The following is a 24,541-nucleotide window of genomic DNA, read 5'->3' on the forward strand; positions in this document are numbered from 1 at the left end:
ATAAGTCTAACAAAGACTTCATCGTTTGCCATTGATGCGAAGTAATTGTTTTCACACAATATCCACAATATCAAAGCGGAAAAATACCCAGCGGAATTGCTCCGCATAGGTATTAAAGGAAGAATGGACTCGGCTGGAATAAACGCTCAACGTCAGAGACAAACTTTTTATCCGTCAGGAACATGATGACGTGATCGCCCTGTTCGATACGCAAAGTATTATTGGCGATCATCACGTCATTGCCGCGTACGACTGCCCCAATAATGGTACCGGGAGGAAGTTTAATCTCGTCAATTACTCGCCCAACGACGCGAGACGTACTCTCATCGCCGTGCGCCACAGCTTCAATTGCCTCCGCTACGCCACGGCGTAATGATGATACGCTGACGATATCGGCTTTACGCACATGGCCCAAAAGAGCGGAAATGGTGGCCTGCTGGGGAGAAATAGCGATATCAATAACGCTTCCCTGAACCAGGTCAACGTAAGCGCGTCGCTGAATTAGCACCATGACCTTTTTTGCGCCCATGCGTTTCGCGAGCATGGCGGACATGATGTTGGCTTCGTCATCGTTAGTGACAGCAATAAATAGATCAACTTGATCGATATGCTCTTCAGCAAGCAGTTCCTGATCCGACGCGTCGCCGTAAAACACAATGGTATTCTGTAATTTTTCGGCAAGCTCTGCGGCGCGTTGCTGGTTACGTTCAATCAGCTTTACGCTGTAGTCTTTTTCCAGACGATGCGCGAGACCTGCACCGATATTCCCGCCGCCAACCAGCATAATGCGCTTGTAGGGTTTTTCCAGACGCTGTAGCTCGCTCATTACCGCCCGAATATGCTGCGATGCCGCAATGAAGAACACTTCATCACCGGCTTCTACAATGGTTGAGCCTTGCGGACGTATAGGACGATCGTGACGGAATATCGCCGCCACGCGGGTATCGATATGCGGCATATGTTCGCGCATAGTAGACAGCGCATTGCCGACCAGCGGACCGCCATAATAGGCTTTTACCACCGCCAGGCTGACCTTCCCTTCGGCGAAGTTCACTACCTGTAGCGCACCTGGGTACTCAATCAGACGGTAAATATTATCGATAACCAACTGCTCGGGGGCGATAAGGTGATCGATAGGCACCGCTTCTGAATTAAACAGCTTTTCGGCGTCACGCACATAGTCCGGAGCCCGGATGCGGGCAATACGGTTAGGCGTGTTGAATAGCGAGTAAGCCACCTGGCAGGCCACCATATTGGTTTCATCGGAGCTAGTTACGGCAACTAGCATATCTGCATCATCAGCGCCCGCTTCGCGTAGTACACGAGGATGCGAGCCGTGGCCTTGTACCACGCGTAAATCGAACTTGTCCTGCAAGGTGCGCAGGCGGTCGCCATTGGTATCAACCAACGTGATGTCGTTGTTTTCGCCTACCAGGTTTTCCGCCAGGGTTCCACCCACCTGACCCGCGCCCAGAATGATTATTTTCATCGTCTTTCGCTTCTCAGACTCAGTTGAAAATGACCTTAGCCTTGCTTCACAAGCTTAGCGTAAAAAAAGCCGTCGCCTTCTGTGCTGGCCGGCAAGTTCTGAATGCCCGGCGAGTCGGGCGTACCGGTTTCGGCAATCTGGGCGTCAGGCGTGCGTTTCAGGAATGCAGCGACCTGCTGCGTGTTCTCTTCAGGAAGAACCGAACAGGTTGCGTAAACCAGCGTACCGCCGGGCTTGAGCAGCGGCCAGACAGCATCCAGAATTTGCGACTGGAGTTCAGCCAGTTCGGGGATATCCCGATCGCGACGTAGCCATTTAATATCCGGATGACGGCGGATCACGCCGGTTGCGGAGCATGGCGCATCCAGCAATATTCGATCGAACTGTTTACCTTCGGCCCACTGTTGCGGATATCGACCATCGCCCTGTTTGACCGTCGCCTTCATTCCCAGACGTTTTAAGTTTTCATAAACGCGGCTCAGGCGCTGCTCATCAATATCGACGGCCAGCACAGTGGCCTGAGGGGCTGCTTCCAGTATATGCGTAGTCTTCCCGCCCGGAGCTGCGCAGAGATCTAAAATCTCTTCACCGTTCTGCGGGTTGAGTAGAGGAATACACCCTTGCGCGGAGGCATCCTGCACCGTCACCCAACCCTCTTCGAAGCCGGGGAGCGCATGAACCGAGGTTGGCGTTTCCAGACGTACCGCGTCTGGATAATCCGGATGCGCAAAGCCCTGAATACCGCTTTCTTCCAGCATGGCAAGCCAGGCATCGCGGCTGTGGTGTTGGCGATTCACCCGCAGCCACATGGGCGGGCGCTGATTATTTGCCTCCAGGATCGCTTCCCATTGCGTGGCATAAGCGGCGCGTAGCCGTTTGACCAGCCATGATGGATGCAAGAAACGGCTATCTTGTGTGGCAAATTCGCCAAGCAACGTTTCCTGCTGGCGTTGAAATTCTCTCAATACACCGTTAATCAGCCCTTTTAATTGAGGGCGTTTAATAACGACTGCGCCTTCCACCGTTTCGGCCAGCGCCGCATGAGGAGGAATACGGGTATACAGCAACTGATACAGGCCCACCATAATCAAATAGTGGACGGTGCGCTGCTTGCCGGTCATCGGACGCGACATTAATTTGCCGATAAACCACTCAAGCTGTGAAAGGGTACGCAACACACCAAAGCAAAGCTCCTGAAGCAGGGCTTTATCTTTTTCCGGCACTTTCTGCTGCAAGACGGGCAGCACATTGCTTAACGACTGGCCTTTCTCGACCACTTGCTCAATGGCTTGCGCCGCCAGGCTGCGAATATTCGGTGATTTGTTCATAGTTACGGTCATTAAAATAAAAAGGCCCGGAAAATCCGGGCGCTAAAAAGAGAGAGGTTCAGGCAAGCCTGTTGCCAGGCGCAAAAAACGCTTTACGGGAGTTCAGCAAATCCTGCGCTTTCATGGCCTTTTTACCGGCTGGCTGCAATTCTTCAATATTCAGCACACCTTGTGCCGTCGCAACCTGGATGCCTTGCTTATCTGCCGACAGGATGGTGCCGGGCTCAGCATTCGCCGCTGTGTCAATTACGCTGGCTTTCCAGACTTTTACCGGCTGTTCGTCCATCATAAAGAAACTCATTGGCCACGGGTTAAAGGCGCGAATGCAGCGTTCTAACTGAGCGGCAGAGAGTGACCAGTCGAGCTGGGCTTCTTCTTTACTCAGTTTTTCCGCATAGGTGACCCGCGATTCGTCTTGCACTTCAGGTTTGGCCTTACCGTTGGCAATCTGTTCCAGCGTTTCGATAAGCCCTTGCGGACCAAGCTCAGCCAGTTTGTCATACAGGGAGGCGCTGGTGTCATCCGCCGTGATGGGACAGGCCAGTTTGTACAGCATATCGCCAGTATCCAGGCCCACATCCATCTGCATAATGGTCACGCCGGTTTCGTTATCACCTGCCCACAGGGAGCGTTGGATCGGCGCCGCGCCGCGCCAGCGGGGCAGTAAAGAACCATGAACGTTGATGCAGCCCAGCCGGGGCATCTCCAGCACGGCTTTTGGCAGGATTAACCCATAAGCCACCACAACCATAATATCGGCGTTCAAATCTGCAATAAGTTGCTGGTTGTCTGCCGGGCGAAGTGAAACAGGCTGAAAAACAGGGAGGCCATGCTCTTCCGCCAGGATTTTCACCGGGGAGGGCATAAGCTTTTTACCGCGCCCCGCCGGGCGGTCAGGCTGAGTAAAAACTCCCACCACGTTATAGTTCGCGGCAAGCAGCGCAGCGAGATGGCGCGCTGCGAAATCAGGCGTACCTGCAAAGATGATACGTAATGAATCGGACACGATATTCCCTGTTTTGCTAAAGGCTTAACGCCCGTTTAAACGATCGAGCTTTTCAACTTTCTGGCGAATACGCTGGCGCTTCATCGGTGAGAGGTAATCAACAAAAAGTTTGCCGACCAGGTGGTCCATTTCATGTTGAATACAAATCGCCAGCAAGCCATCGGCTGCTAATTCATAGCTATTACCGTCGCGGTCGAGCGCACGGATTTTTACGGTCTCAGCGCGTGGTACCAGGGCTCTCTGCTCAGGAATAGATAAACATCCCTCTTCAATACCGGTCTCGCCGTGTTTTTCCAGCAGTTCCGGGTTGATAAGCACCAGACGCTCATCTCGATTCTCAGAAACGTCAATCACGATAATCCGTTGATGAATATCGACCTGAGTGGCCGCCAGGCCAATACCTTCTTCTGCGTACATCGTTTCGAACATATCATCCACGATACGTTGAATTTCCGCATTCACTTCTTTGACCGGTTCAGCGACTTTGCGAAGACGCTCGTCCGGGAAATGTAATACCTGCAAAACTGACATATTTATCCAGAGCTGTGTTCAAGAGTTGATAAAGATCATTATCCCTATTCTAGACAAAACCCCCCTTGATTGACAGCATCCGTAACCAATCGCAGGGATTGCCTGAATGGGTTAATGGCAGGGGAAAACGATGCCGCTTACTGAGATTTGGTTGCGCTTGATGGCTGTTACCAGCCTGAATGGCGAACAGATGCTAACGGTTGTGAAATATCTGCAGTGTAGCCCTTCTGACCCTGCATCGGCTCTGGCTGCCGTCCCGTTAACGGCCTCGCAAATAAAGCAGTTTTTATCGGTCAGCATGGCTGACATTGAACATGCTCTGCGTTGGCTCGAACAGCCTGAGCACTGCTTGTTAACTGCAGATATGCCTCAGTACCCCCCACTGCTCAGGGCTATTGACTGGTTTCCCGGCGCACTGTTGATTGCGGGCAATATTGATGCGTTAACATCGCCACAGCTCGCAGTGGTAGGGAGCCGTGCGCATTCATGGTACGGCGAACATTGGGGGCGATATTTCTGTGAGATGTTGGCAAAGCTTGGCATGACGATTACCAGTGGTCTGGCAGTAGGGATTGATGGTGTCGCCCATCGTGCGGCATTAAGCATGCAGGGAACAACCATTGCCGTGCTGGGAAGCGGCCTTGAACAACTCTATCCAAAAAGGCATAAGCGTTTAGCTGAGGAGATTATTGCCAGGGGTGGCGCATTGGTCAGCGAATTCCCGCTCACCATGAAGCCCTGGCAAAGTAATTTTCCCAGACGGAACCGTATTATTAGCGGGTTAAGCCACGGTGTGCTGGTGGTTGAGGCGACGCAGCGCAGCGGTTCGCTGGTTACAGCGCGCTGTGCGCTGGAGCAGGGCCGGGAAGTGTTCGCGCTGCCGGGCTCGCTTGGCAATCCTGGTGCAACGGGCCCGCACTGGCTGATTCAGCAGGGCGCTACACTGATCACCTCGCCAGAGGAGATACTTGCACATTTGCAAAGCGATCTCCAGTGGCTCTCTTCTGTGAAAGTCGCAAATTATTCACCAAATGAAGAGGAGGGTACATTGCCATTTCCCGAGCTGTTGGCTAACGTAGGAGATGAGGTTACACCTGTTGACGTCGTCGCTGAACGTGCCGGCCAACCTGTGCCAGAGACAGTAACCCAATTACTCGAACTGGAGTTAGCAGGATGGATCGCAGCTGTACCCGGCGGCTATGTCCGATTAAGGAGGGCAGGCCATGTTCGACGTACTAATGTATTTGTTTGAGACATATATCCACAACGACGCCGAAGTGCGCGTCGATCAGGATATAATCACTCGCGACCTTACTGATGCTGGCTTTGAGCGTGAAGATATTTATAACGCGCTCCTGTGGTTAGAAAAACTCGCTGATTATCAGGATGGTCTGGTTGAACCGATGCAGTTGGCTTCTGACCCGCTTTCGATGCGTATTTATACCGCCGAAGAGTGTCAGAGACTGGATGCCAGCTGCCGGGGATTCCTGTTGTTCCTGGAACAAATTCAGGTGCTGAACCTCGAAACCCGTGAAATGGTGATTGAACGCGTACTTGCTCTTGATACGGTCGATTTTGATCTGGAGGATCTTAAGTGGGTGGTATTGATGGTGTTGTTCAACCTTCCGGGCTGTGAAAATGCGTATCAACAAATGGAAGAATTACTCTTCGAAGTGAATGAAGGTATGCTGCACTGACATCTATGCAGCGAAATAAGTCGTTATGACAAAATCGGCACTCTTTTCTGTGCGCCAACAAGAGCCCTGCCCGCAGTGCGGGGCCGATCTGGTTATTCGAACCGGGAAACACGGACCTTTTCTCGGTTGTTCTCACTATCCGGAATGTGATTATGTCCGTCCCCTGCGTAATCAGGCGGATGGACATATTATTAAAATTCTGGAGGGTAAGTTTTGCCCTCAGTGCAACGCGGAACTGGCGCTACGTCAGGGCCGCTTCGGTATGTTTATCGGCTGTAGCCGCTATCCGGAATGCGACCATACCGAACAAATTGATAAGCCTGACGAGACGGCGATTAGCTGTCCGCAGTGCCAGGAAGGCCATCTGGTTCAGCGCCGCTCCCGTTATGGCAAGACCTTTCATTCCTGCGATCGCTATCCGGAATGCCAGTTCGTCCTTAATGCTAAACCCGTTGCGGGTGTTTGCCCGCAATGCGGCTACCCGCTGCTAATAGAAAAGAAAACCGCGCAAGGGGCTAAGCTCTGTTGCGCCAGTAAACAATGTGGAAAGCCGGTGACGGCGGAAAAAAGTGAATAAAAACCTGCCTGCGGACTCAATCGAATCGCTCGTTGAGGTCCTGAAAAAACAACTAGTTATTGCCTATCCTACCGAAGCTGTGTTCGGCGTAGGCTGCGATCCCGACAGTGAAATTGCGGTCAATCGACTGCTGGCGCTCAAGCAGCGCCCAGTGGAAAAGGGACTAATTCTCATCGCCTCCCGTTTCGACCAACTCATGCCTTATATTGATGACGCCGCCTTGACTGCAGAGCAGCGCGACGCTGTTTTTGCCCGGTGGCCAGGCCCTGTAACCTTTGTCTTTCCTGCCAAAAAGACGACGCCGCGCTGGCTTACCGGTCGTTTTGAGACGCTGGCCGTGCGCGTAACCGATCACCCGTTGGTAATTGCGCTGTGTGAAGCGTTTGGTAAACCGTTAGTGTCAACCAGTGCTAACTTAACCGGTTTACCGCCGTGCCGTAGCACTCAGGAAGTCCGGCTACAATTTGGTCATGATTTCCCTGTGCTGGATGGCGCAACGGGCGGACGCGTTAATCCTTCAGAGATCTGCGATGCGCTGACGGGCGAACTTTTTCGTGAGGGGTGATGTAATGGAAACTTATGCGGTATTCGGCAACCCTGTTGCCCACAGCAAATCGCCTTTTATTCATCAGCTCTTTGCACAGCAACTCCAGATTGAACATCCTTATGGCCGGGTTCTTGCCCCGCTTGATGGGTTTATCCCTACGCTGGATGCTTTTTTTCAGGCAGGTGGCAAGGGGGCTAACGTCACGGTTCCCTTCAAAGAAGAAGCATTTGGGTGCGCTGACCAACTCACCGAACGCGCTTCGCTGGCGGGAGCGGTGAATACCCTTAAACGTCTTGAAGATGGTCGTTTGCTTGGCGATAACACGGACGGCATCGGCCTGCTAAGTGATTTAGAGCGTCTGAAAATGATTAAGCCTGGCGCGCGCGTGTTATTAATTGGCGCAGGTGGCGCGGCCCGGGGCGTCTTGCTTCCACTGCTTTCTTTAGACTGCGCGGTGACAATAACTAACCGGACGGTGTCCCGCGCTGAGCAATTAGCCACGCTTTTCAGTCATACCGGCAGTGTGGCTGCGTTGGCGGGCGACGCGCTTGAAGGGCATGAGTTCGAGCTTATTGTGAACGCCACATCCTGCGGGCTTTCTGGCGATCTGCCGGGGATCCCGGCTTCACTTATTCACGCCAGCGTTCATTGTTATGACATGTTCTATCAACATGGGCGTACGCCTTTCCTAAGCTGGTGCGAGTCGCTGGGTGCGCACAGTATGGCCGATGGGTTGGGTATGCTGGTGGGCCAGGCGGCGCATGCTTTTATGCTTTGGCATGGACAGATGCCGGATGTGGTCCCGGTAATTGAACGTCTCAAGCAGGAAATGGCGGCATGAATCAGGCGATCCAGTTTCCGGATGTTGAACAGTGGAATGAAGAGTTGTGTGCAGTGTGCTTTCCGGCCCTGACAGGTGGGTTTCAGGTGAACTGCGCAATATCTGCCGGGACACTGGCCAGGCGCTTTGGCGGTGAAACGCCTTCAGACTGGCTGGAACGGTTTCGCCAACACCGTTGGGATTTGGAAGAAGAACTCGAGCCCCTTATTGCTGAAGGGCTCGATGATGCTCAGGGCTGGTTTTGGCTTTCTTGATCCAGATACTCGTCTTTCCATTTCACGTAGTTATTAGCGGAATAGACTAAGCCCTGTATCTCAGCATCTGAGAGCGGGCGAATTTGTTTGACCGGGCTTCCCAGATACAAGTAACCGCTCTCCAGTCGCCTGTTTTGCGGAACCAGACTGCCTGCGCCAATCATCACATCGTCTTCTACTACCGCGCCATCTAATACAATAGAGCCCATTCCTACCAGCACGCGATTGCCGATGGTGCAGCCGTGCAGCATCACTTTATGGCCTACCGTGACGTCTTCGCCAATAACTAATGGATTCCCTTGCGGGTTATAAGATGACTTATGCGTGACATGAAGCACGCTTCCATCCTGAATATTAGTGCGCGCGCCAATCTCAATAAAATGCACGTCGCCGCGCATTGCAACCAGCGGCCAGATGCCGACGTCATCGGCAATACGTACATCGCCAATCACCACGCTCGATGAATCGACCATGACGCGGTGGCCGCGTTTGGGAAAGGTATCTTTATAAGGACGCAGTACTGCAGACATAAAAACCTCATCAATCAAAGACTGTGAAAGGAACTTTGGCCGCATTACGAAGGGTAAGCAAGGCAAAACGGTATCATTTTTTAAGCAGATCGTATGCGATCGCAGCGAAAAGCATGAAAAAACAGCGATCGAAATAAAAGATCGAAAAAAGGCTTGTGCAAAAAAATGGGAACCCTATAATGCGCCTCCGTTGAGACGACAATGTGAAATGCTTCACAGCAACAGTCAGAACAACAAAGAGAAAAATCCTGAAATTCAGGGTTGACTCTGAAAGAGGAAAGCGTAATATACGCCACCTCGCGACAGTGAGCTGAAAGCTGCGTCGCAACTGCTCTTTAACAATTTATCAGACAATCTGTGTGGGCACTCGCAGGATTGATATCTCAGCATCTTCGGATGCACATAGAATTATCAAGTCTCTGAGTGAACACGTAATTCATTACGAAGTTTAATTCACGAGCATCAAACTTTTAAATTGAAGAGTTTGATCATGGCTCAGATTGAACGCTGGCGGCAGGCCTAACACATGCAAGTCGAACGGTAACAGGAAGCAGCTTGCTGCTTTGCTGACGAGTGGCGGACGGGTGAGTAATGTCTGGGGATCTGCCTGATGGAGGGGGATAACTACTGGAAACGGTAGCTAATACCGCATAACGTCGCAAGACCAAAGAGGGGGACCTTCGGGCCTCTTGCCATCAGATGAACCCAGATGGGATTAGCTAGTAGGTGGGGTAACGGCTCACCTAGGCGACGATCCCTAGCTGGTCTGAGAGGATGACCAGCCACACTGGAACTGAGACACGGTCCAGACTCCTACGGGAGGCAGCAGTGGGGAATATTGCACAATGGGCGCAAGCCTGATGCAGCCATGCCGCGTGTATGAAGAAGGCCTTCGGGTTGTAAAGTACTTTCAGCGGGGAGGAAGGGAGAGTGGTTAATAACCGCTTTCATTGACGTTACCCGCAGAAGAAGCACCGGCTAACTCCGTGCCAGCAGCCGCGGTAATACGGAGGGTGCAAGCGTTAATCGGAATTACTGGGCGTAAAGCGCACGCAGGCGGTCTGTCAAGTCGGATGTGAAATCCCCGGGCTCAACCTGGGAACTGCATCCGAAACTGGCAGGCTTGAGTCTTGTAGAGGGGGGTAGAATTCCAGGTGTAGCGGTGAAATGCGTAGAGATCTGGAGGAATACCGGTGGCGAAGGCGGCCCCCTGGACAAAGACTGACGCTCAGGTGCGAAAGCGTGGGGAGCAAACAGGATTAGATACCCTGGTAGTCCACGCCGTAAACGATGTCGACTTGGAGGTTGTGCCCTTGAGGCGTGGCTTCCGGAGCTAACGCGTTAAGTCGACCGCCTGGGGAGTACGGCCGCAAGGTTAAAACTCAAATGAATTGACGGGGGCCCGCACAAGCGGTGGAGCATGTGGTTTAATTCGATGCAACGCGAAGAACCTTACCTGGTCTTGACATCCACAGAATTCTGCAGAGATGCGGAAGTGCCTTCGGGAACTGTGAGACAGGTGCTGCATGGCTGTCGTCAGCTCGTGTTGTGAAATGTTGGGTTAAGTCCCGCAACGAGCGCAACCCTTATCCTTTGTTGCCAGCGGTCCGGCCGGGAACTCAAAGGAGACTGCCAGTGATAAACTGGAGGAAGGTGGGGATGACGTCAAGTCATCATGGCCCTTACGACCAGGGCTACACACGTGCTACAATGGCGCATACAAAGAGAAGCGACCTCGCGAGAGCAAGCGGACCTCATAAAGTGCGTCGTAGTCCGGATTGGAGTCTGCAACTCGACTCCATGAAGTCGGAATCGCTAGTAATCGTGGATCAGAATGCCACGGTGAATACGTTCCCGGGCCTTGTACACACCGCCCGTCACACCATGGGAGTGGGTTGCAAAAGAAGTAGGTAGCTTAACCTCCGGGAGGGCGCTTACCACTTTGTGATTCATGACTGGGGTGAAGTCGTAACAAGGTAACCGTAGGGGAACCTGCGGTTGGATCACCTCCTTACCTTAAAGATACAGCCCGCGCAGTGCTCACACAGATTGTCTGATAGAAAACGAGCAGTAAAAATCTCTGCAGGCTTGTAGCTCAGGTGGTTAGAGCGCACCCCTGATAAGGGTGAGGTCGGTGGTTCAAGTCCACTCAGGCCTACCAAATTTTCCCTGACACTGCGTTGCGAAATGACCCGCACAGTTCACTGTGCTTCGTCCTTGCGCGCCTTGTCTCAGGAAAAATTGCGGTTGACGGGATTTCACTACGATGGGGCTATAGCTCAGCTGGGAGAGCGCCTGCTTTGCACGCAGGAGGTCTGCGGTTCGATCCCGCATAGCTCCACCATCTTTACTGCAAGATACCAGAAAACTTCAGAGTGGTCCTGAAAAGGTCCACTGCGAAGTTTTGCTCTTTAACAATCCGGAACAAGCTGAAAATTGAAACGGCATGCCGTCGCATTTCTCCGTAATAAGGAATGACGATGCCATGCCAGAGTCTCTCAAACACTTGCAGCACGAAGCAGAAACTGCTCCGGGTTGTGAGGTTAAGCGACCAAGCGTACACGGTGGATGCCCTGGCAGTCAGAGGCGATGAAGGACGTGCTAATCTGCGAAAAGCGTCGGTAAGGTGATATGAACCGCTATAACCGACGATGTCCGAATGGGGAAACCCAGTGCAATTCGTTGCACTATCGTTAACTGAATACATAGGTTAACGAGGCGAACCGGGGGAACTGAAACATCTAAGTACCCCGAGGAAAAGAAATCAACCGAGATTCCCCCAGTAGCGGCGAGCGAACGGGGAGCAGCCCAGAGTCTGAATCAGCATGTGTGTTAGTGGAACGGTCTGGAAAGTCCGACGGTACAGGGTGATAGTCCCGTACACAAAAGCGCATGTGCTGTGAACTCGATGAGTAGGGCGGGACACGTGACATCCTGTCTGAATACGGGGGGACCATCCTCCAAGGCTAAATACTCCTGACTGACCGATAGTGAACCAGTACCGTGAGGGAAAGGCGAAAAGAACCCCGGCGAGGGGAGTGAAAAAGAACCTGAAACCGTGTACGTACAAGCAGTGGGAGCCTCATTTATGGGGTGACTGCGTACCTTTTGTATAATGGGTCAGCGACTTATATTCTGTAGCAAGGTTAACCGTATAGGGGAGCCGCAGGGAAACCGAGTCTTAACTGGGCGTTAAGTTGCAGGGTATAGACCCGAAACCCGGTGATCTAGCCATGGGCAGGTTGAAGGTTGGGTAACACTAACTGGAGGACCGAACCGACTAATGTTGAAAAATTAGCGGATGACCTGTGGCTGGGGGTGAAAGGCCAATCAAACCGGGAGATAGCTGGTTCTCCCCGAAAGCTATTTAGGTAGCGCCTCGTGAATTCATCTGTGGGGGTAGAGCACTGTTTCGGCTAGGGGGCCATCCCGGCTTACCAACCCGATGCAAACTACGAATACCACAGAATGTTATCACGGGAGACACACGGCGGGTGCTAACGTCCGTCGTGAAGAGGGAAACAACCCAGACCGCCAGCTAAGGTCCCAAAGTCATGGTTAAGTGGGAAACGATGTGGGAAGGCCCAGACAGCCAGGATGTTGGCTTAGAAGCAGCCATCATTTAAAGAAAGCGTAATAGCTCACTGGTCGAGTCGGCCTGCGCGGAAGATGTAACGGGGCTAAACCATGCACCGAAGCTGCGGCAGCGACGCTTATGCGTTGTTGGGTAGGGGAGCGTTCTGTAAGCCGTTGAAGGTGGACTGTGAGGTCTGCTGGAGGTATCAGAAGTGCGAATGCTGACATAAGTAACGATAAAGCGGGTGAAAAGCCCGCTCGCCGGAAGACCAAGGGTTCCTGTCCAACGTTAATCGGGGCAGGGTGAGTCGACCCCTAAGGCGAGGCCGAAAGGCGTAGTCGATGGGAAACAGGTTAATATTCCTGTACTTGGTGTTACTGCGAAGGGGGGACGGAGAAGGCTATGTTGGCCGGGCGACGGTTGTCCCGGTTTAAGCGTGTAGGTGGGTGTTCCAGGTAAATCCGGAATGCTGTTAACACTGAGGCGTGATGACGAGGCACCACGGTGCTGAAGTGACAAATGCCCTGCTTCCAGGAAAAGCCTCTAAGCATCAGGTAACACGAAATCGTACCCCAAACCGACACAGGTGGTCAGGTAGAGAATACCAAGGCGCTTGAGAGAACTCGGGTGAAGGAACTAGGCAAAATGGTGCCGTAACTTCGGGAGAAGGCACGCTGGCATGTAGGTGAAGCGGTTTACCCGTGGAGCTGAAGCCAGTCGAAGATACCAGCTGGCTGCAACTGTTTATTAAAAACACAGCACTGTGCAAACACGAAAGTGGACGTATACGGTGTGACGCCTGCCCGGTGCCGGAAGGTTAATTGATGGGGTTATCCGCGAGGAGAAGCTCCTGATCGAAGCCCCGGTAAACGGCGGCCGTAACTATAACGGTCCTAAGGTAGCGAAATTCCTTGTCGGGTAAGTTCCGACCTGCACGAATGGCGTAATGATGGCCAGGCTGTCTCCACCCGAGACTCAGTGAAATTGAAATCGCTGTGAAGATGCAGTGTACCCGCGGCAAGACGGAAAGACCCCGTGAACCTTTACTATAGCTTGACACTGAACACTGGTCCTTGATGTGCAGGATAGGTGGGAGGCTTTGAAGCGTGGACGCCAGTCTGCGTGGAGCCATCCTTGAAATACCACCCTTTAATGGCTGGTGTTCTAACGTGGACCCGTGATCCGGGTTGCGGACAGTGTCTGGTGGGTAGTTTGACTGGGGCGGTCTCCTCCTAAAGCGTAACGGAGGAGCACGAAGGTTGGCTAATCCTGGTCGGACATCAGGAGGTTAGTGCAATGGCATAAGCCAGCTTGACTGCGAGCGTGACGGCGCGAGCAGGTGCGAAAGCAGGTCATAGTGATCCGGTGGTTCTGAATGGAAGGGCCATCGCTCAACGGATAAAAGGTACTCCGGGGATAACAGGCTGATACCGCCCAAGAGTTCATATCGACGGCGGTGTTTGGCACCTCGATGTCGGCTCATCACATCCTGGGGCTGAAGTAGGTCCCAAGGGTATGGCTGTTCGCCATTTAAAGTGGTACGCGAGCTGGGTTTAGAACGTCGTGAGACAGTTCGGTCCCTATCTGCCGTGGGCGCTGGAGAATTGAGGGGGGCTGCTCCTAGTACGAGAGGACCGGAGTGGACGCATCACTGGTGTTCGGGTTGTCATGCCAATGGCACTGCCCGGTAGCTACATGCGGAAGAGATAAGTGCTGAAAGCATCTAAGCACGAAACTTGCCCCGAGATGAGTTCTCCCTGAGACTTTAAGTCTCCTGAAGGAACGTTGAAGACGACGACGTTGATAGGCCGGGTGTGTAAGCGCAGCGATGCGTTGAGCTAACCGGTACTAATGAGCCGTGAGGCTTAACCTTACAACGCCAGAGTGGTTTTGGTGCTGGGTGATTGAGAGAGATTTTCAGCTTAACCGGATTAATGCCTGCGGCCCTGTGAGAAATAACCAGTGCGGCAGGTGAACAGAATTTGCCTGGCGGCAAGAGCGCGGTGGTCCCACCTGACCCCATGCCGAACTCAGAAGTGAAACGCCGTAGCGCCGATGGTAGTGTGGGGTCTCCCCATGCGAGAGTAGGGAACTGCCAGGCATCAAATTAAGTGTGCTGATATGGCTCAGTTGGTAGAGCGCACCCTTGGTAAGGGTGAGGTCCCCAGTTCGACTCTGGGTATCAGCACCAGTTATAACGGTAATGTTCGGCATTTAAAAAGAATTTGCCTGGCGGCAAGAGCGCGGTGGTCCCACCTGACCCCATGCCGAACTCAGAAGTGAAACGCCGTAGCGCCGATGGTAGTGTGGGGTCTCCCCATGCGAGAGTAGGGAACTGCCAGGCATCAAATAAAAAGCCCTGCACATAAGTGCAGGGCTTTTTGCTTTTTAGTTTTCAGAACACAAAAAACGGCCAGTCACCTGACTGGCCTGTAATATTGTTAGTGAATAACCTGCGATAAAAACGCCCGCGTGCGTTCAGACTTCGGATTCGCAAAGAATTCATGCGGCGGCGCCTGCTCAACAATCTCACCGCGATCCATAAAGATCACCCGATCGGCCACCGTCCGGGCAAACCCCATCTCATGCGTTACGCAAAGCATCGTCATCCCGGACTGTGCCAGTCCAATCATGGTATCCAGCACTTCCTTAACCATTTCGGGATCGAGCGCCGATGTCGGTTCGTCGAACAGCATAATTTTTGGCTTCATGCATAACGACCGGGCAATCGCCACGCGCTGCTGCTGCCCGCCGGAGATTTGACCGGGAAACTTATGCGCATGCTCGGCGATACGTACACGATCCAGATAATGCATTGCCAACGCCTCGGCTTCTTTCTTCGGCATTTTACGAACCCAAATCGGTGCCAGCGTGCAGTTTTGCAGTACGGTTAAGTGCGGGAATAAATTAAAGTGCTGGAACACCATCCCCACTTCTGTACGCACCCGTTCGATATTGCGCAGGTCATCATTGAGCTCAATGCCATCCACGACAATACGGCCCTGCTGATGCTCTTCGAGATGGTTAATACAGCGGATTGTTGTAGATTTACCGGAGCCTGACGGACCGCAGAGCACAATACGTTCGCCCTGCTTCACCTTCAGGTTAATGTCTTTCAGGACATGAAACTGCCCATACCATTTATTCACGTTTTCGAGCGTTATCATCGCGTCGGCCGGTTGCATCGTTATATTACTCATGGGATTCCTTAGTGCGGTGTACGCCCGGTGTTAAAGCGCTGCTCAAGGTGCTGGCTGTAGCGCGACATACTGAAACAGAAGATCCAATAGATCATGGCGGCAAACACATAGCCTTCGGTCGACATGCCTAACCATGCTGGGTCGACCGTGGCCTGCTGCACGCTACTGAAGAGATCAAACAGCCCAATAATGATCACCAGACTGGTGTCTTTAAACAGGGCGATAATGGTGTTGACCAGACCCGGGATCACCATCTTTAATGCCTGCGGGAGGATCACCAGGCCCTGGGTTTTCCAGTAACCCAGCGAGAGAGATTCTGCGGCCTCATATTGGCCTTTCGGTAGCGCCTGAAGCCCTCCGCGCACCACCTCGGCAACATAGGCTGACTGGAAAAGAATCACCCCAACCAGCGCCCTGATAAGCTTATCGATACTGGTGCCTTCCGCCATAAACAGCGGCAACATGACGGAGGACATAAACAGCACCGTGATCAGGGGTACGCCGCGCCAGAATTCGATAAAAATCACCGACAGGATCCGCACTACCGGCATGGTCGACCGACGCCCTAACGCCAGCAAAATGCCCAGCGGCAATGCGCCAGCGATCCCCACCGCAGCGATAATCAGCGTTAGCGTGAGTCCGCCCCACTGGCGGGTTTCTACACGTTCCAGGCCAAAGAAACCGCCATACATCAGAAACCACACCACTATCGGATAAACCACCGCCCAGACGGCGATGTATTTACCGCGTTGCGGTATGCTTTTCCAAAACATCGGCGCGATGGAAAGCAGCGTGATAATCAGCGCCAGATTGATTCGCCAACGCTGATCGTGTGGATACAGTCCATACATAAATTGGCCAAACCGGGCGTGAATAAACACCCAGCACGCGCCTTCCTTCGTGCAATCCGCGCGCGTTTCACCAATCCAGTTAGCCTGAAACAGCGTCCAATTGAGCAGCGGCGGAATCAATTCCCACATCATCCACAAACAAAATAATGTCAGTAGGCTATTAAACCAGCTGGAAAACAAATTTTTGCGAACCCACACCCACATGCGTCCTGAGCCGGTAGCGGCAACGCGCGGGGTAGGACTCATGAGTACTTTGCTCATCATGGCTCCTTTAGCGCTCAACCAGGGCAATGTGCCGGTTATAGAGGTTCATCAGCAGAGAAATTGTCAGGCTGATAATCAGATAGACCGACATGGTGATAGCGATGGTCTCAATCGCCTGACCGGTTTGGTTCAGTACGGTGCCAGCGAACAGCGACACCATATCCGGGTAGCCAATCGCCGCCGCCAGCGAAGAGTTTTTAACAATATTGAGATACTGGCTGGTCAACGGCGGAATAATCACGCGCATGGCCTGGGGAATAATCACCTGGCGCAGCGTTACTGGGTTCGGCAAACCCAGTGACCGTGCCGCTTCATGCTGACCATAAGGAACGGACTGGATCCCGGCGCGAATGATCTCGGCGATAAATGCGGAGGTATAAACCGAGAGTGCGAGCGTCAGGGCTGCCAGCTCAGGGATTAGCGCCATTCCCCCTCGGAAGTTGAAACCACGTAACTCGGGCACGTCCCAGTGTAGCGCGGCACCAAACGTCCAGTGAGCGACCAGCGGCAGTGCGATAAGCAGTACCAGCGTCACAGGCCAGGTACGCCGCAACTGCCCTGTTTTGATTTGATGGTTCTTATTAAAGCGAAACAGGCCCGCCGAGATCGCCAGCGCGACAAGAATAGACAGCACGAATTCCAGCGCGCCTTCGCCTAACGCCGGTGCGGGGATATAAAGCCCCCGGTTGCTGAGAAACGCCAGGTCAAAGGCATTCACCGCCTGGCGTGGGCCTGGCAAATTGCGCAGTACGGCGAAGTACCAAAAGAAAATTTGCAGCAACGGCGGGATATTTCGGAAGGTTTCGATATAAACGGTAGAAAGCTTGCGTAACAGCCAGTTATCGGACAGGCGCGCCAGTCCTAAAAAGAAGCCAAGAAATGACGCAAACACAATACACAGCGCAGAAACTAGCAGGGTGTTAAGCAACCCGACCAGGAAAACCCGGCCATAGGTATCCCCTTGCTGATAATCAATCAAATGCTGAACTATGCCAAATCCGGCGCCGCGATCGAGAAAAGCAAACCCTGACGTAATGCCACGACTGTTGAGGTTTGTAATGGTGTTGTGGATCAGATAAACAGCAATACCAATAACTGCGGCGATTGCCAGTATTTGAAACAGCCAGGCGCGAACCGCGGGATTGGAAAAGGAGAATTCTCCTTTTGCGTTTGGGCGGTGATGGGGCATATGCGAACCTCAGTAACAAAACTCTGGTTTGGGCGCCGCAAAGGCGCAGCGCCCGTTACAACAACGTGCGTGATTAACGAACCGGCGGAGCGTATTGAATGCCGCCGTTGTTCCAGAGGTTGTTCTGACCGCGTTTGATTTTCAGCGGGCTTTCGGAACCCACGTTACGTTCAAACACTTCGGCATAGTTACCGACCTGCTTAACGATGTTGTAAGCCCATTTGTTATCCAGCTTCAGATCCTTGCCATAATCGCCTTCTTTGCCCAGAAGATGGCCCATGTCCGGCGTGGCAGGATTAGCGGCTTTCTCATCGACGTTTTTAGACGTGACGCCCATCTCTTCTGCATTGAGCATAGCGAACAGCGTCCAGCGTACCACGGAGAACCATTCATCATCCCCGCGACGCACTACCGGGCCCAGCGGCTCTTTCGAGATCACTTCCGGCAGAACGATAAATTCATCCGGGTTGCTCAGTTTAATGCGCAGGGCATACAGCTGAGACTGATCAGAGGCGAGGGTATCGCAACGGCCCGATTCCAGCGCTTTTGCCGATTCGTCAGAGCGGTCAAAGGTCACCGGCGTGTATTTCATGTTATTGGCTTTGAAGTAATCCGCCACGTTCAGCTCGGTATCGGTACCCGCCTGAATACAAACCGTTGCGCCATCCAGCTCTTTGGCGCTTTTCAGCCCCGCTTTGTTATGGGTCAGGAAGCCGATGCCGTCATAATAGGTCACGCCAGTAAAGGCCATACCCATTCCGGTATCGCGAGAAGATGTCCAGGTGGTATTGCGGGATAACAAATCCACTTCGCCAGATTGCAGTGCGGTAAAGCGTTCTTTCGCCGTCAGCGGGGTATATTTTACTTTTGTTGCATCGCCAAATACGGCAGCCGCGACGCCACGGCAGACATCAACATCAATTCCGCTGAATTTACCGTCTGCATCCGCATAAGAAAATCCCGGTAAGCCATCACTAATACCGCATTGAACAAAACCCTTCTTTTTTACTGCGTCAAATGTCGCGCCTGCATGTGCCTGATTTGCAACAGCCATCAGTGCGCCTGCCGCGGCAAGCGTGGCAATAATCATCTTCTTCATAGTGCATCCTGTGTGGCGAAATTATCGTTATATTGGCGGCCCGTTGGGCACGCTAATTACCTGTCTGTGGCAACAGCCATAAACGTTAAAGCAAAGGGAGTGCCAGTTTTGCATCGGAGGGATAACGCATTTATTTCGATGCAGTAAGCGAAGTGTAGACAGGAAACGTAAAACGTAATGCTCACCAATGGTGCGAAATTACAACCTGCGCCACATTTTGGAGCAAAATAATTAAATGGCATCGCCGTCAAGTAACTAATTAATTTCTCATGTTAATATTGGCAGGGTAAGGAATGATTAATGATGTGAGATAAATCACGAGGCAGAGTTAAAGCCCGAAAAAAGAAATAAAGCAATGTGAGTTATTGCAGGAATTTTAATTTTGCTTTGGTGCGATTAAATAACAAATTAAGAGATTAACAAAAAGAGTTGCACCGTTTAGATGCAAACGGCGCGATGAACGCGCCGTTTCGGAACAGACCGGTATTATTTACTCAGCGCGATGATACCCATCGTTAAGCCCGCTACCGCTGCTGCGCCGCCAGCGATCGCGCCAGCTGTTTCCCAGTTATCCTGAGTGGTGCCTTTCATACAGGTGTTGGTATGGACCAGACGCCCCTGATCGTCATACACCGGCACACATGGGGAGTCATGCGCACAACCGGCTAACACTGCACAAAGGGATGCTACAGCGATTAACTTCTTCATGGTATTACCTCATTAGAATAATCATCCAGCAAACCTCGCTAACGGTAATATTATTCATAACCTTATAGCGCTGGATTTGATAGACGCATTTTACCACTGGCAAAAAATGGAGAGGAGCACACATTATTTTCAATTCATGTGGATTGTAAAAATAATGGAGAGGAAAATTTACGCTGGAACCGAAAAGATATTCAGTTCCAGCGGTGGGTTTATCTCATTAATAAATCAACGTATTTAGCATGTAAAAACATGAAAGACATCCGATGTCTTTCATGTTTTACAGGGTTACTTTTTATTAAACCGTTGGCGAATTACCACAAAAAATACCGGGACAAAGAAAATGGCCAGTAACGTCGCGGCAAGCATACCGCCCATCACTCCGGTACCCACCGCATTCTGTGAACCGCTCCCGGCGCCTTTACTAATAACCAGTGGCAACACGCCCAGGATAAACGCCAGTGATGTCATGAGGATTGGTCGAAGGCGCATCCGTACCGCTTCCAGCGTTGCTTCGATAAGATTTTTACCTTCTTTGTCCATCAGGTCTTTGGCAAATTCGACAATCAGGATGGCGTTTTTGGCGGAAAGACCGATAGTCGTGAGCAAACCGACCTGGAAATAAACGTCGTTATCCAGGCCTTTTACCGTCGCCGCAAGCAATGCTCCTACCACGCCCAGAGGCACCACCAGCATTACAGAAAACGGAATGGACCAGCTCTCGTACAACGCGGCGAGGCACAGGAACACCACAATCAGGGAGATGGCATATAAAGCAGGAGCCTGGTTGCCGGATAACCTTTCCTGATAGGACATGCCAGTCCACTGATATCCAAACCCAGAAGGTAATTTAGCGGCCAGTGACTCCATCACCTCCATGGCCTCCCCGGTACTTTTACCCGGCATGGCTTCACCCTGAATTTCCATAGAAGGCAAGCCGTTATACCGCTCAAGACGCGGTGAGCCTTTAACCCAATGTGATGACGCGAAGGCCGAGAACGGCACCATTTCACCGCTGCTGCTGCGCACATAGAGCGTATTAAGATCTGATGGCAACATACGGAATTTTGCATCCGACTGGAGATAAACCTTTTTCACCCGGCCTTCATCAATAAAGTCATTAACGTAATTGCCGCCCAGTGCGGTAGACAGCGTTTGGTTGATATCGGAGAGCGCGACACCCAGCGCCTGCGCTTTATCCTGATCGACATCGATCTTAAATTGCGGCGTGTCTTCCAGACCATTCGGCCTGACGCGGACCAGCACATCGGAACGCTGAGCCGCTTCACCCAATAGCTGATTGCGCGCCTGAGTTAAGGCATCATGCCCCTGGTTTGCCTGGTCGATCAGTTCAAAATCGAAACCCGTGGCGGTGCCCAGTTCGATAATGGCGGGCAGGTTGAACGGGAATACCATCGCGTCACTAATATGCCTGAATGCCATCGTCGCGCGCGCAATAATGGACTGCGCCTTGTTCTCGTCACCGGAACGCTCTTCCCAGGGTTTCAGGCTGATGAACGCGATACCGGCGTTTTGCCCCTGTCCGCTGAAGCTAAACCCGTTAACCGTGAACACGGATTCGACGTTTTTACTTTCTTTGGTCAGGTAATAGTCATTGATTTCATCAAGCACTTTCTGGGTGCGCTGCTGCGTCGCGCCGGAAGGTAGTTGCACCAGGGTCATAAACACACCCTGATCCTCCTCGGGCAGAAATGAAGTAGGCAACTTCATAAACAGCATCACCATTCCCGCCACGATAAGCACGTAAACAACCAGATAGCGCGTGGTACTGTGAATAATCCGGCTTACGCTATTACTGTAGTGGTCGACGCTCTTATCGAATAAGCGGTTGAACTTACCAAACAGCCCGGCGTTTTTATCATGTTTCTCCCCTGACGGCGGTTTCAGCAGCGTCGCGCACAGCGCTGGCGTCAGGATCAGTGCGACCAGCACTGACAGCGCCATGGCAGAAACAATCGTGATCGAAAATTGTCGGTAAATCGCACCTGTCGAACCGCCAAAGAAAGCCATTGGGATAAATACGGCGGAAAGCACCATCGCGATGCCCACCAGCGCGCCCTGTATTTGCCCCATAGATTTGCTGGTGGCTTCTTTAGGCGGCAGATGATCCTCTTCCATAACACGTTCAACGTTTTCAACGACCACGATGGCATCGTCAACCAGCAAACCTATGGCAAGCACCATCCCGAACATCGTGAGGGTATTAATGGAGTACCCGAATGCAGACAACAAAGCGAACGTGCCCAGCAGAACCACAGGCACGGCAATCGTTGGGATGAGCGTCGCGCGGATATTTTGCAGGAACAGGTACATCACCAGGAACACAAGTACGATGGCCTCGAACAGGGTTTTGACCACCTCTTTAATAGAGATTTGGACAAACGGCGTGGTGTCATAGGGATAGGTTACTTTTAAGCCTTTTGGAAAGAAGGGCTGCATTTTCGCCAGCTCGTCTTTTATGGCTTTAGCCGTATCGAGGGCATTCGCGCCCGTCGCCAGTTTGATCCCTAACCCTGCGGCGGGTTTCCCGTTGATTCTCGCTATGGTGTTGTAGTTTTCGCCACCCAACTCTACGCGCGCCACATCTTTAAGGCGGATCAGCGAGCCGTCTTTATTTACGCGTAACGTGATGTTTTCAAACTCCTTAACGCTCTTAAGGCGAGTCTGGGCAATGATCGAAGCGTTAAGTTGCTGTCCGGCCACCGCAGGCGTACCGCCAAGCTGACCCGCAGCGATTTGCGCGTTCTGAATTTTTAACTGATTGACGACGTCAACCGGCGTCAGTTGATAATTATTTAACGCGTTGTTATCCAACCAGATACGCATAGCGAACTGCGCGCCAAAGAGCTGCACATCGCCCACGCCAGGCGTACGGCTGATAGGATCTTTCACCGTTGAAGCGACGTAATCCCCCAGCTGTTCCTGATTCATACTGTTATCAGAGGAGATAAAGCCTGCCACCAGTAAGTAGCTGCTACTCGATTTCTCAACGCCGATGCCCTGTTGTTGTACCTCCTGAGGAAGCAGGGGCATCGCCAACTGCAGTTTATTTTGCACCTGCACCTGAGCGATATCGGGATCGGTGCCGGATTCAAAGGTCAGAGTAATGGTCACACTGCCAGACGCATCGCTGGTCGAGGACATATACATCAGGTTATCGATGCCGTTCATGTTCTGCTCAATCACCTGGGTCACGGAGTCCTGAACAGTTTGCGCATCCGCACCGGGATAGGTAGCGGAGATGGCGACGGCAGGCGGCGCTATTGTTGGGTACTGAGCCACGGGCAACTGGATAATGGCCAGCCCGCCGGCAATCATCAACAGAATAGCCAGAACCCAGGCGAAGATCGGTCGCTGAATAAAGAAATTAGCCATGTTCGCGACTGCCTTGCTGAGTTTTTTCTGCGGCGTCGTCAGTGACCGGGTTTACCGTTGCGCCTGCCTTAATATGCTGTATGCCGCTGACAATCACTTTGTCGCCCGGCTTAAGTCCCTCTTTCACCAGCCACCGATCGCCTATGGCTTCGGATGCGACGACCGGGCGGGTTTCAACTTTGTTCTGTTCATCAACCACCATCACTAACGCGTCGCCGCGCGGTGTCCGGGTGACGCCTTGCTGAGGCACCAGTATCGCGTCAGGCTGGGTACCTTCATCGACCCGCGCTCTGACAAACATCCCCGGCAACAACTGATGATCGGGATTAGGGAACACTGCCCTTAACGTCACGGAGCCAGTGCTTTCATCCACGGTCACATCGGTAAATTCAAGCTTCCCGGGATGCGCATAGGTTTGGCCATTATCCATAATAATGTTCACGCCGCTGGTGCTGTCTTTCGTCAGGCTACCTTGCTCGATAGCCTGCTTAAGTTGCAGAAAGTCGTTGCTGGACTGGGTGAGATCGACATAAATCGGATCGAGTTGCTGTACCGTTGCCAGCGCGGTGGCCTGGCCGTCGGTGACCAGCGCGCCTTCTGTGACGGTAGATTTGCCGATCCTGCCGCTGATAGGGGAGGTGACTTTGGTATATGCCAGGTTAATGCGTGCGGACTCAACGGCGGCCTGGGCACTGAGCACATCGGCATCGGCTTGTTTGGCGCTGACCACCGATTGATCATACTCCTGCTTACTGACGTATTGCGTGCCAACCAGCGGCTGATAGCGTTTTACGGTCAGATGGGCAATCTCTGCTGCCGCCTGCGCCCTGGCTAATGTGGCTTTTGCGCTATCAAACGTCGCCTGATAGGTCGCAGGATCGATCTGATACAGCGAGGAACCTGCCGTAATATCGCTACCCTCGGCGAAATTACGCTTCAGGATAATCCCGCCAACCTGAGGACGGACTTCAGCGATACGAAAAGCGGAAGTGCGCCCGGGCAGTTCTGTGGTTACAGCAAAGGGAGCGGCTTTAACGACATGTACCACGACCGAAGGCGGTTCGTTACCTGATGGCATGTTATTTTTATCATCGCATCCACTAATGAACATTCCTGAAATCAGTAGAAAGAGGAATAAACATTTAGCCCCATTATGTTTTGTCATCACTATTCCTTTTATAAACCGATGGCAGAGTGTCATCCCTCAAGCTGGCATCAGAGTTAATCAAATAAATGTAATGGGCGATCCTACAAACAATCCGTGGGCAATGTAAGTGAGCGGGTGATGGCGTCTCTTTTTTTCAGCACAAAAAAGCAAAATTAGGAATTAATATGTGTCGGCATGTTTCTTACTTTCTCCTTTGTTTATTTTTCATCATGATTTAATTCCTGTGTGAATGTATTCATATTGAGAATGAAAATTGTTTTTGCATAAAATGAGTGAGTATATTTTTAAATTC

Annotated in this window: 18 protein-coding genes, 3 tRNA genes and 4 rRNA genes; 13 read left to right on the plus strand and 12 right to left on the minus strand. The window is 52.2% G+C overall.

The window, feature by feature from the left end; genetic code table 11:
• Positions 1-112 precede the first annotated feature (112 nt).
• From trkA to def, 4 genes are read right to left on the minus strand one after another with little or no spacing between them, the layout of a single operon-like run.
• Positions 113-1,489 carry a Trk system potassium transporter TrkA gene (trkA, locus tag ACVV26_RS02090; RefSeq protein ID WP_474799759.1) on the minus strand — a complete coding sequence of 459 codons (1,377 nt, stop codon included), beginning with the start codon at positions 1,487-1,489 and terminating at the stop codon, positions 113-115.
• Positions 1,490-1,524: 35 nt separating this feature from the next.
• A complete protein-coding gene (rsmB, locus tag ACVV26_RS02095) occupies positions 1,525-2,817 on the minus strand; it encodes a 16S rRNA (cytosine(967)-C(5))-methyltransferase RsmB (RefSeq protein WP_474799760.1) in 1,293 nt (430 codons plus the stop codon).
• Between the two features lie 58 nt (positions 2,818-2,875).
• On the minus strand, positions 2,876-3,823 hold the full coding sequence (fmt, locus tag ACVV26_RS02100; protein ID WP_474799761.1) for a methionyl-tRNA formyltransferase: 948 nt from the start codon (positions 3,821-3,823) through the stop codon (positions 2,876-2,878).
• 24 nt (positions 3,824-3,847) lie between these two features.
• Positions 3,848-4,354 carry a peptide deformylase gene (gene def, locus ACVV26_RS02105; protein WP_474799762.1) on the minus strand — a complete coding sequence of 169 codons (507 nt, stop codon included), beginning with the start codon at positions 4,352-4,354 and terminating at the stop codon, positions 3,848-3,850.
• Positions 4,355-4,484: 130 nt separating this feature from the next.
• Between def and dprA the strand changes: the two genes are divergently transcribed.
• The 6 genes from dprA to ACVV26_RS02135 are packed head-to-tail and all read left to right on the plus strand — an operon-like array spanning position 4,485 to position 8,270.
• Positions 4,485-5,606, plus strand: a complete 1,122-nt coding sequence (gene dprA / locus ACVV26_RS02110) for a DNA-protecting protein DprA (protein WP_474799763.1) — start codon at positions 4,485-4,487, stop codon at positions 5,604-5,606.
• The gene (smg, locus tag ACVV26_RS02115) at positions 5,578-6,051 is read left to right on the plus strand and encodes a DUF494 family protein Smg (protein WP_474799764.1); all 474 of its coding nucleotides are present in this window, start codon (positions 5,578-5,580) and stop codon (positions 6,049-6,051) included. The genes dprA and smg overlap by 29 nt, the downstream gene beginning before the upstream one ends.
• 25 nt (positions 6,052-6,076) lie before the next feature.
• The gene (locus ACVV26_RS02120) at positions 6,077-6,628 is read left to right on the plus strand and encodes a DNA topoisomerase family protein (protein ID WP_474799765.1); all 552 of its coding nucleotides are present in this window, start codon (positions 6,077-6,079) and stop codon (positions 6,626-6,628) included.
• Complete coding sequence (gene tsaC / locus ACVV26_RS02125; RefSeq protein ID WP_474799766.1) at positions 6,621-7,193, plus strand: L-threonylcarbamoyladenylate synthase type 1 TsaC; 573 nt, start codon at positions 6,621-6,623, stop codon at positions 7,191-7,193. The genes ACVV26_RS02120 and tsaC overlap by 8 nt, the downstream gene beginning before the upstream one ends.
• Before the next feature lie 4 nt (positions 7,194-7,197).
• Positions 7,198-8,016: a shikimate dehydrogenase gene (aroE, locus tag ACVV26_RS02130; RefSeq protein WP_474799767.1), complete on the plus strand. Its 819-nt coding sequence runs from the start codon at positions 7,198-7,200 to the stop codon at positions 8,014-8,016.
• The gene (locus ACVV26_RS02135; RefSeq protein WP_474799769.1) at positions 8,013-8,270 is read left to right on the plus strand and encodes a DUF1488 family protein; all 258 of its coding nucleotides are present in this window, start codon (positions 8,013-8,015) and stop codon (positions 8,268-8,270) included. The genes aroE and ACVV26_RS02135 overlap by 4 nt, the downstream gene beginning before the upstream one ends.
• Here the strand turns inward: ACVV26_RS02135 and ACVV26_RS02140 are convergent.
• Complete coding sequence (locus tag ACVV26_RS02140; RefSeq protein ID WP_474799770.1) at positions 8,246-8,800, minus strand: gamma carbonic anhydrase family protein; 555 nt, start codon at positions 8,798-8,800, stop codon at positions 8,246-8,248. The genes ACVV26_RS02135 and ACVV26_RS02140 overlap by 25 nt on opposite strands.
• Before the next feature lie 472 nt (positions 8,801-9,272).
• Between ACVV26_RS02140 and ACVV26_RS02145 the strand changes: the two genes are divergently transcribed.
• From ACVV26_RS02145 to rrf (ACVV26_RS02175), 7 genes are all read left to right on the plus strand, one after another.
• A 16S ribosomal RNA gene (locus ACVV26_RS02145) occupies positions 9,273-10,814 on the plus strand.
• 70 nt (positions 10,815-10,884) lie between these two features.
• Positions 10,885-10,961 (plus strand) — tRNA-Ile (locus ACVV26_RS02150).
• A gap of 107 nt (positions 10,962-11,068) precedes the next feature.
• Positions 11,069-11,144, plus strand: a tRNA-Ala gene (locus ACVV26_RS02155).
• 197 nt (positions 11,145-11,341) lie between these two features.
• Positions 11,342-14,250 (plus strand): 23S ribosomal RNA (locus ACVV26_RS02160).
• Positions 14,251-14,362: 112 nt separating this feature from the next.
• Positions 14,363-14,478, plus strand: a 5S ribosomal RNA gene (gene rrf / locus ACVV26_RS02165).
• Between the two features lie 14 nt (positions 14,479-14,492).
• Positions 14,493-14,568 (plus strand) — tRNA-Thr (locus ACVV26_RS02170).
• A gap of 37 nt (positions 14,569-14,605) precedes the next feature.
• Positions 14,606-14,721, plus strand: a 5S ribosomal RNA gene (rrf, locus tag ACVV26_RS02175).
• The 16S, 23S and 5S rRNA genes sit together here with 3 tRNA genes alongside, the layout of an rRNA operon.
• Before the next feature lie 97 nt (positions 14,722-14,818).
• On the opposite strand, the gene ACVV26_RS02180 is transcribed toward rrf (ACVV26_RS02175), so the two are convergent.
• The 7 genes from ACVV26_RS02180 to ACVV26_RS02210 all read right to left on the minus strand — a co-directional run bounded on the left by ACVV26_RS02180 (position 14,819) and on the right by ACVV26_RS02210 (position 24,246).
• The gene (locus ACVV26_RS02180) at positions 14,819-15,577 is read right to left on the minus strand and encodes an amino acid ABC transporter ATP-binding protein (protein WP_312984060.1); all 759 of its coding nucleotides are present in this window, start codon (positions 15,575-15,577) and stop codon (positions 14,819-14,821) included.
• Between the two features lie 8 nt (positions 15,578-15,585).
• A complete protein-coding gene (locus ACVV26_RS02185) occupies positions 15,586-16,689 on the minus strand; it encodes an amino acid ABC transporter permease (protein ID WP_474799771.1) in 1,104 nt (367 codons plus the stop codon).
• Positions 16,690-16,699: 10 nt separating this feature from the next.
• Complete coding sequence (locus tag ACVV26_RS02190; protein WP_474799772.1) at positions 16,700-17,881, minus strand: amino acid ABC transporter permease; 1,182 nt, start codon at positions 17,879-17,881, stop codon at positions 16,700-16,702.
• Between the two features lie 73 nt (positions 17,882-17,954).
• Positions 17,955-18,980, minus strand: coding sequence for an amino acid ABC transporter substrate-binding protein (locus ACVV26_RS02195; RefSeq protein WP_125292954.1), 1,026 nt, complete (start codon positions 18,978-18,980; stop codon positions 17,955-17,957).
• Positions 18,981-19,466: 486 nt separating this feature from the next.
• Positions 19,467-19,688, minus strand: coding sequence for a putative periplasmic lipoprotein (locus tag ACVV26_RS02200; RefSeq protein WP_002437506.1), 222 nt, complete (start codon positions 19,686-19,688; stop codon positions 19,467-19,469).
• 285 nt (positions 19,689-19,973) lie between these two features.
• The gene (locus ACVV26_RS02205; protein WP_474799773.1) at positions 19,974-23,081 is read right to left on the minus strand and encodes an efflux RND transporter permease subunit; all 3,108 of its coding nucleotides are present in this window, start codon (positions 23,079-23,081) and stop codon (positions 19,974-19,976) included.
• Positions 23,074-24,246 (minus strand): efflux RND transporter periplasmic adaptor subunit, encoded by a 1,173-nt coding sequence (locus ACVV26_RS02210; protein ID WP_474799774.1) that lies wholly within the window; start codon positions 24,244-24,246, stop codon positions 23,074-23,076. The genes ACVV26_RS02205 and ACVV26_RS02210 overlap by 8 nt, the downstream gene beginning before the upstream one ends.
• Positions 24,247-24,541 lie beyond the last annotated feature (295 nt).

The sequence above is a fragment of the Atlantibacter sp. MEI4A-1023 genome, from assembly GCF_056155425.1.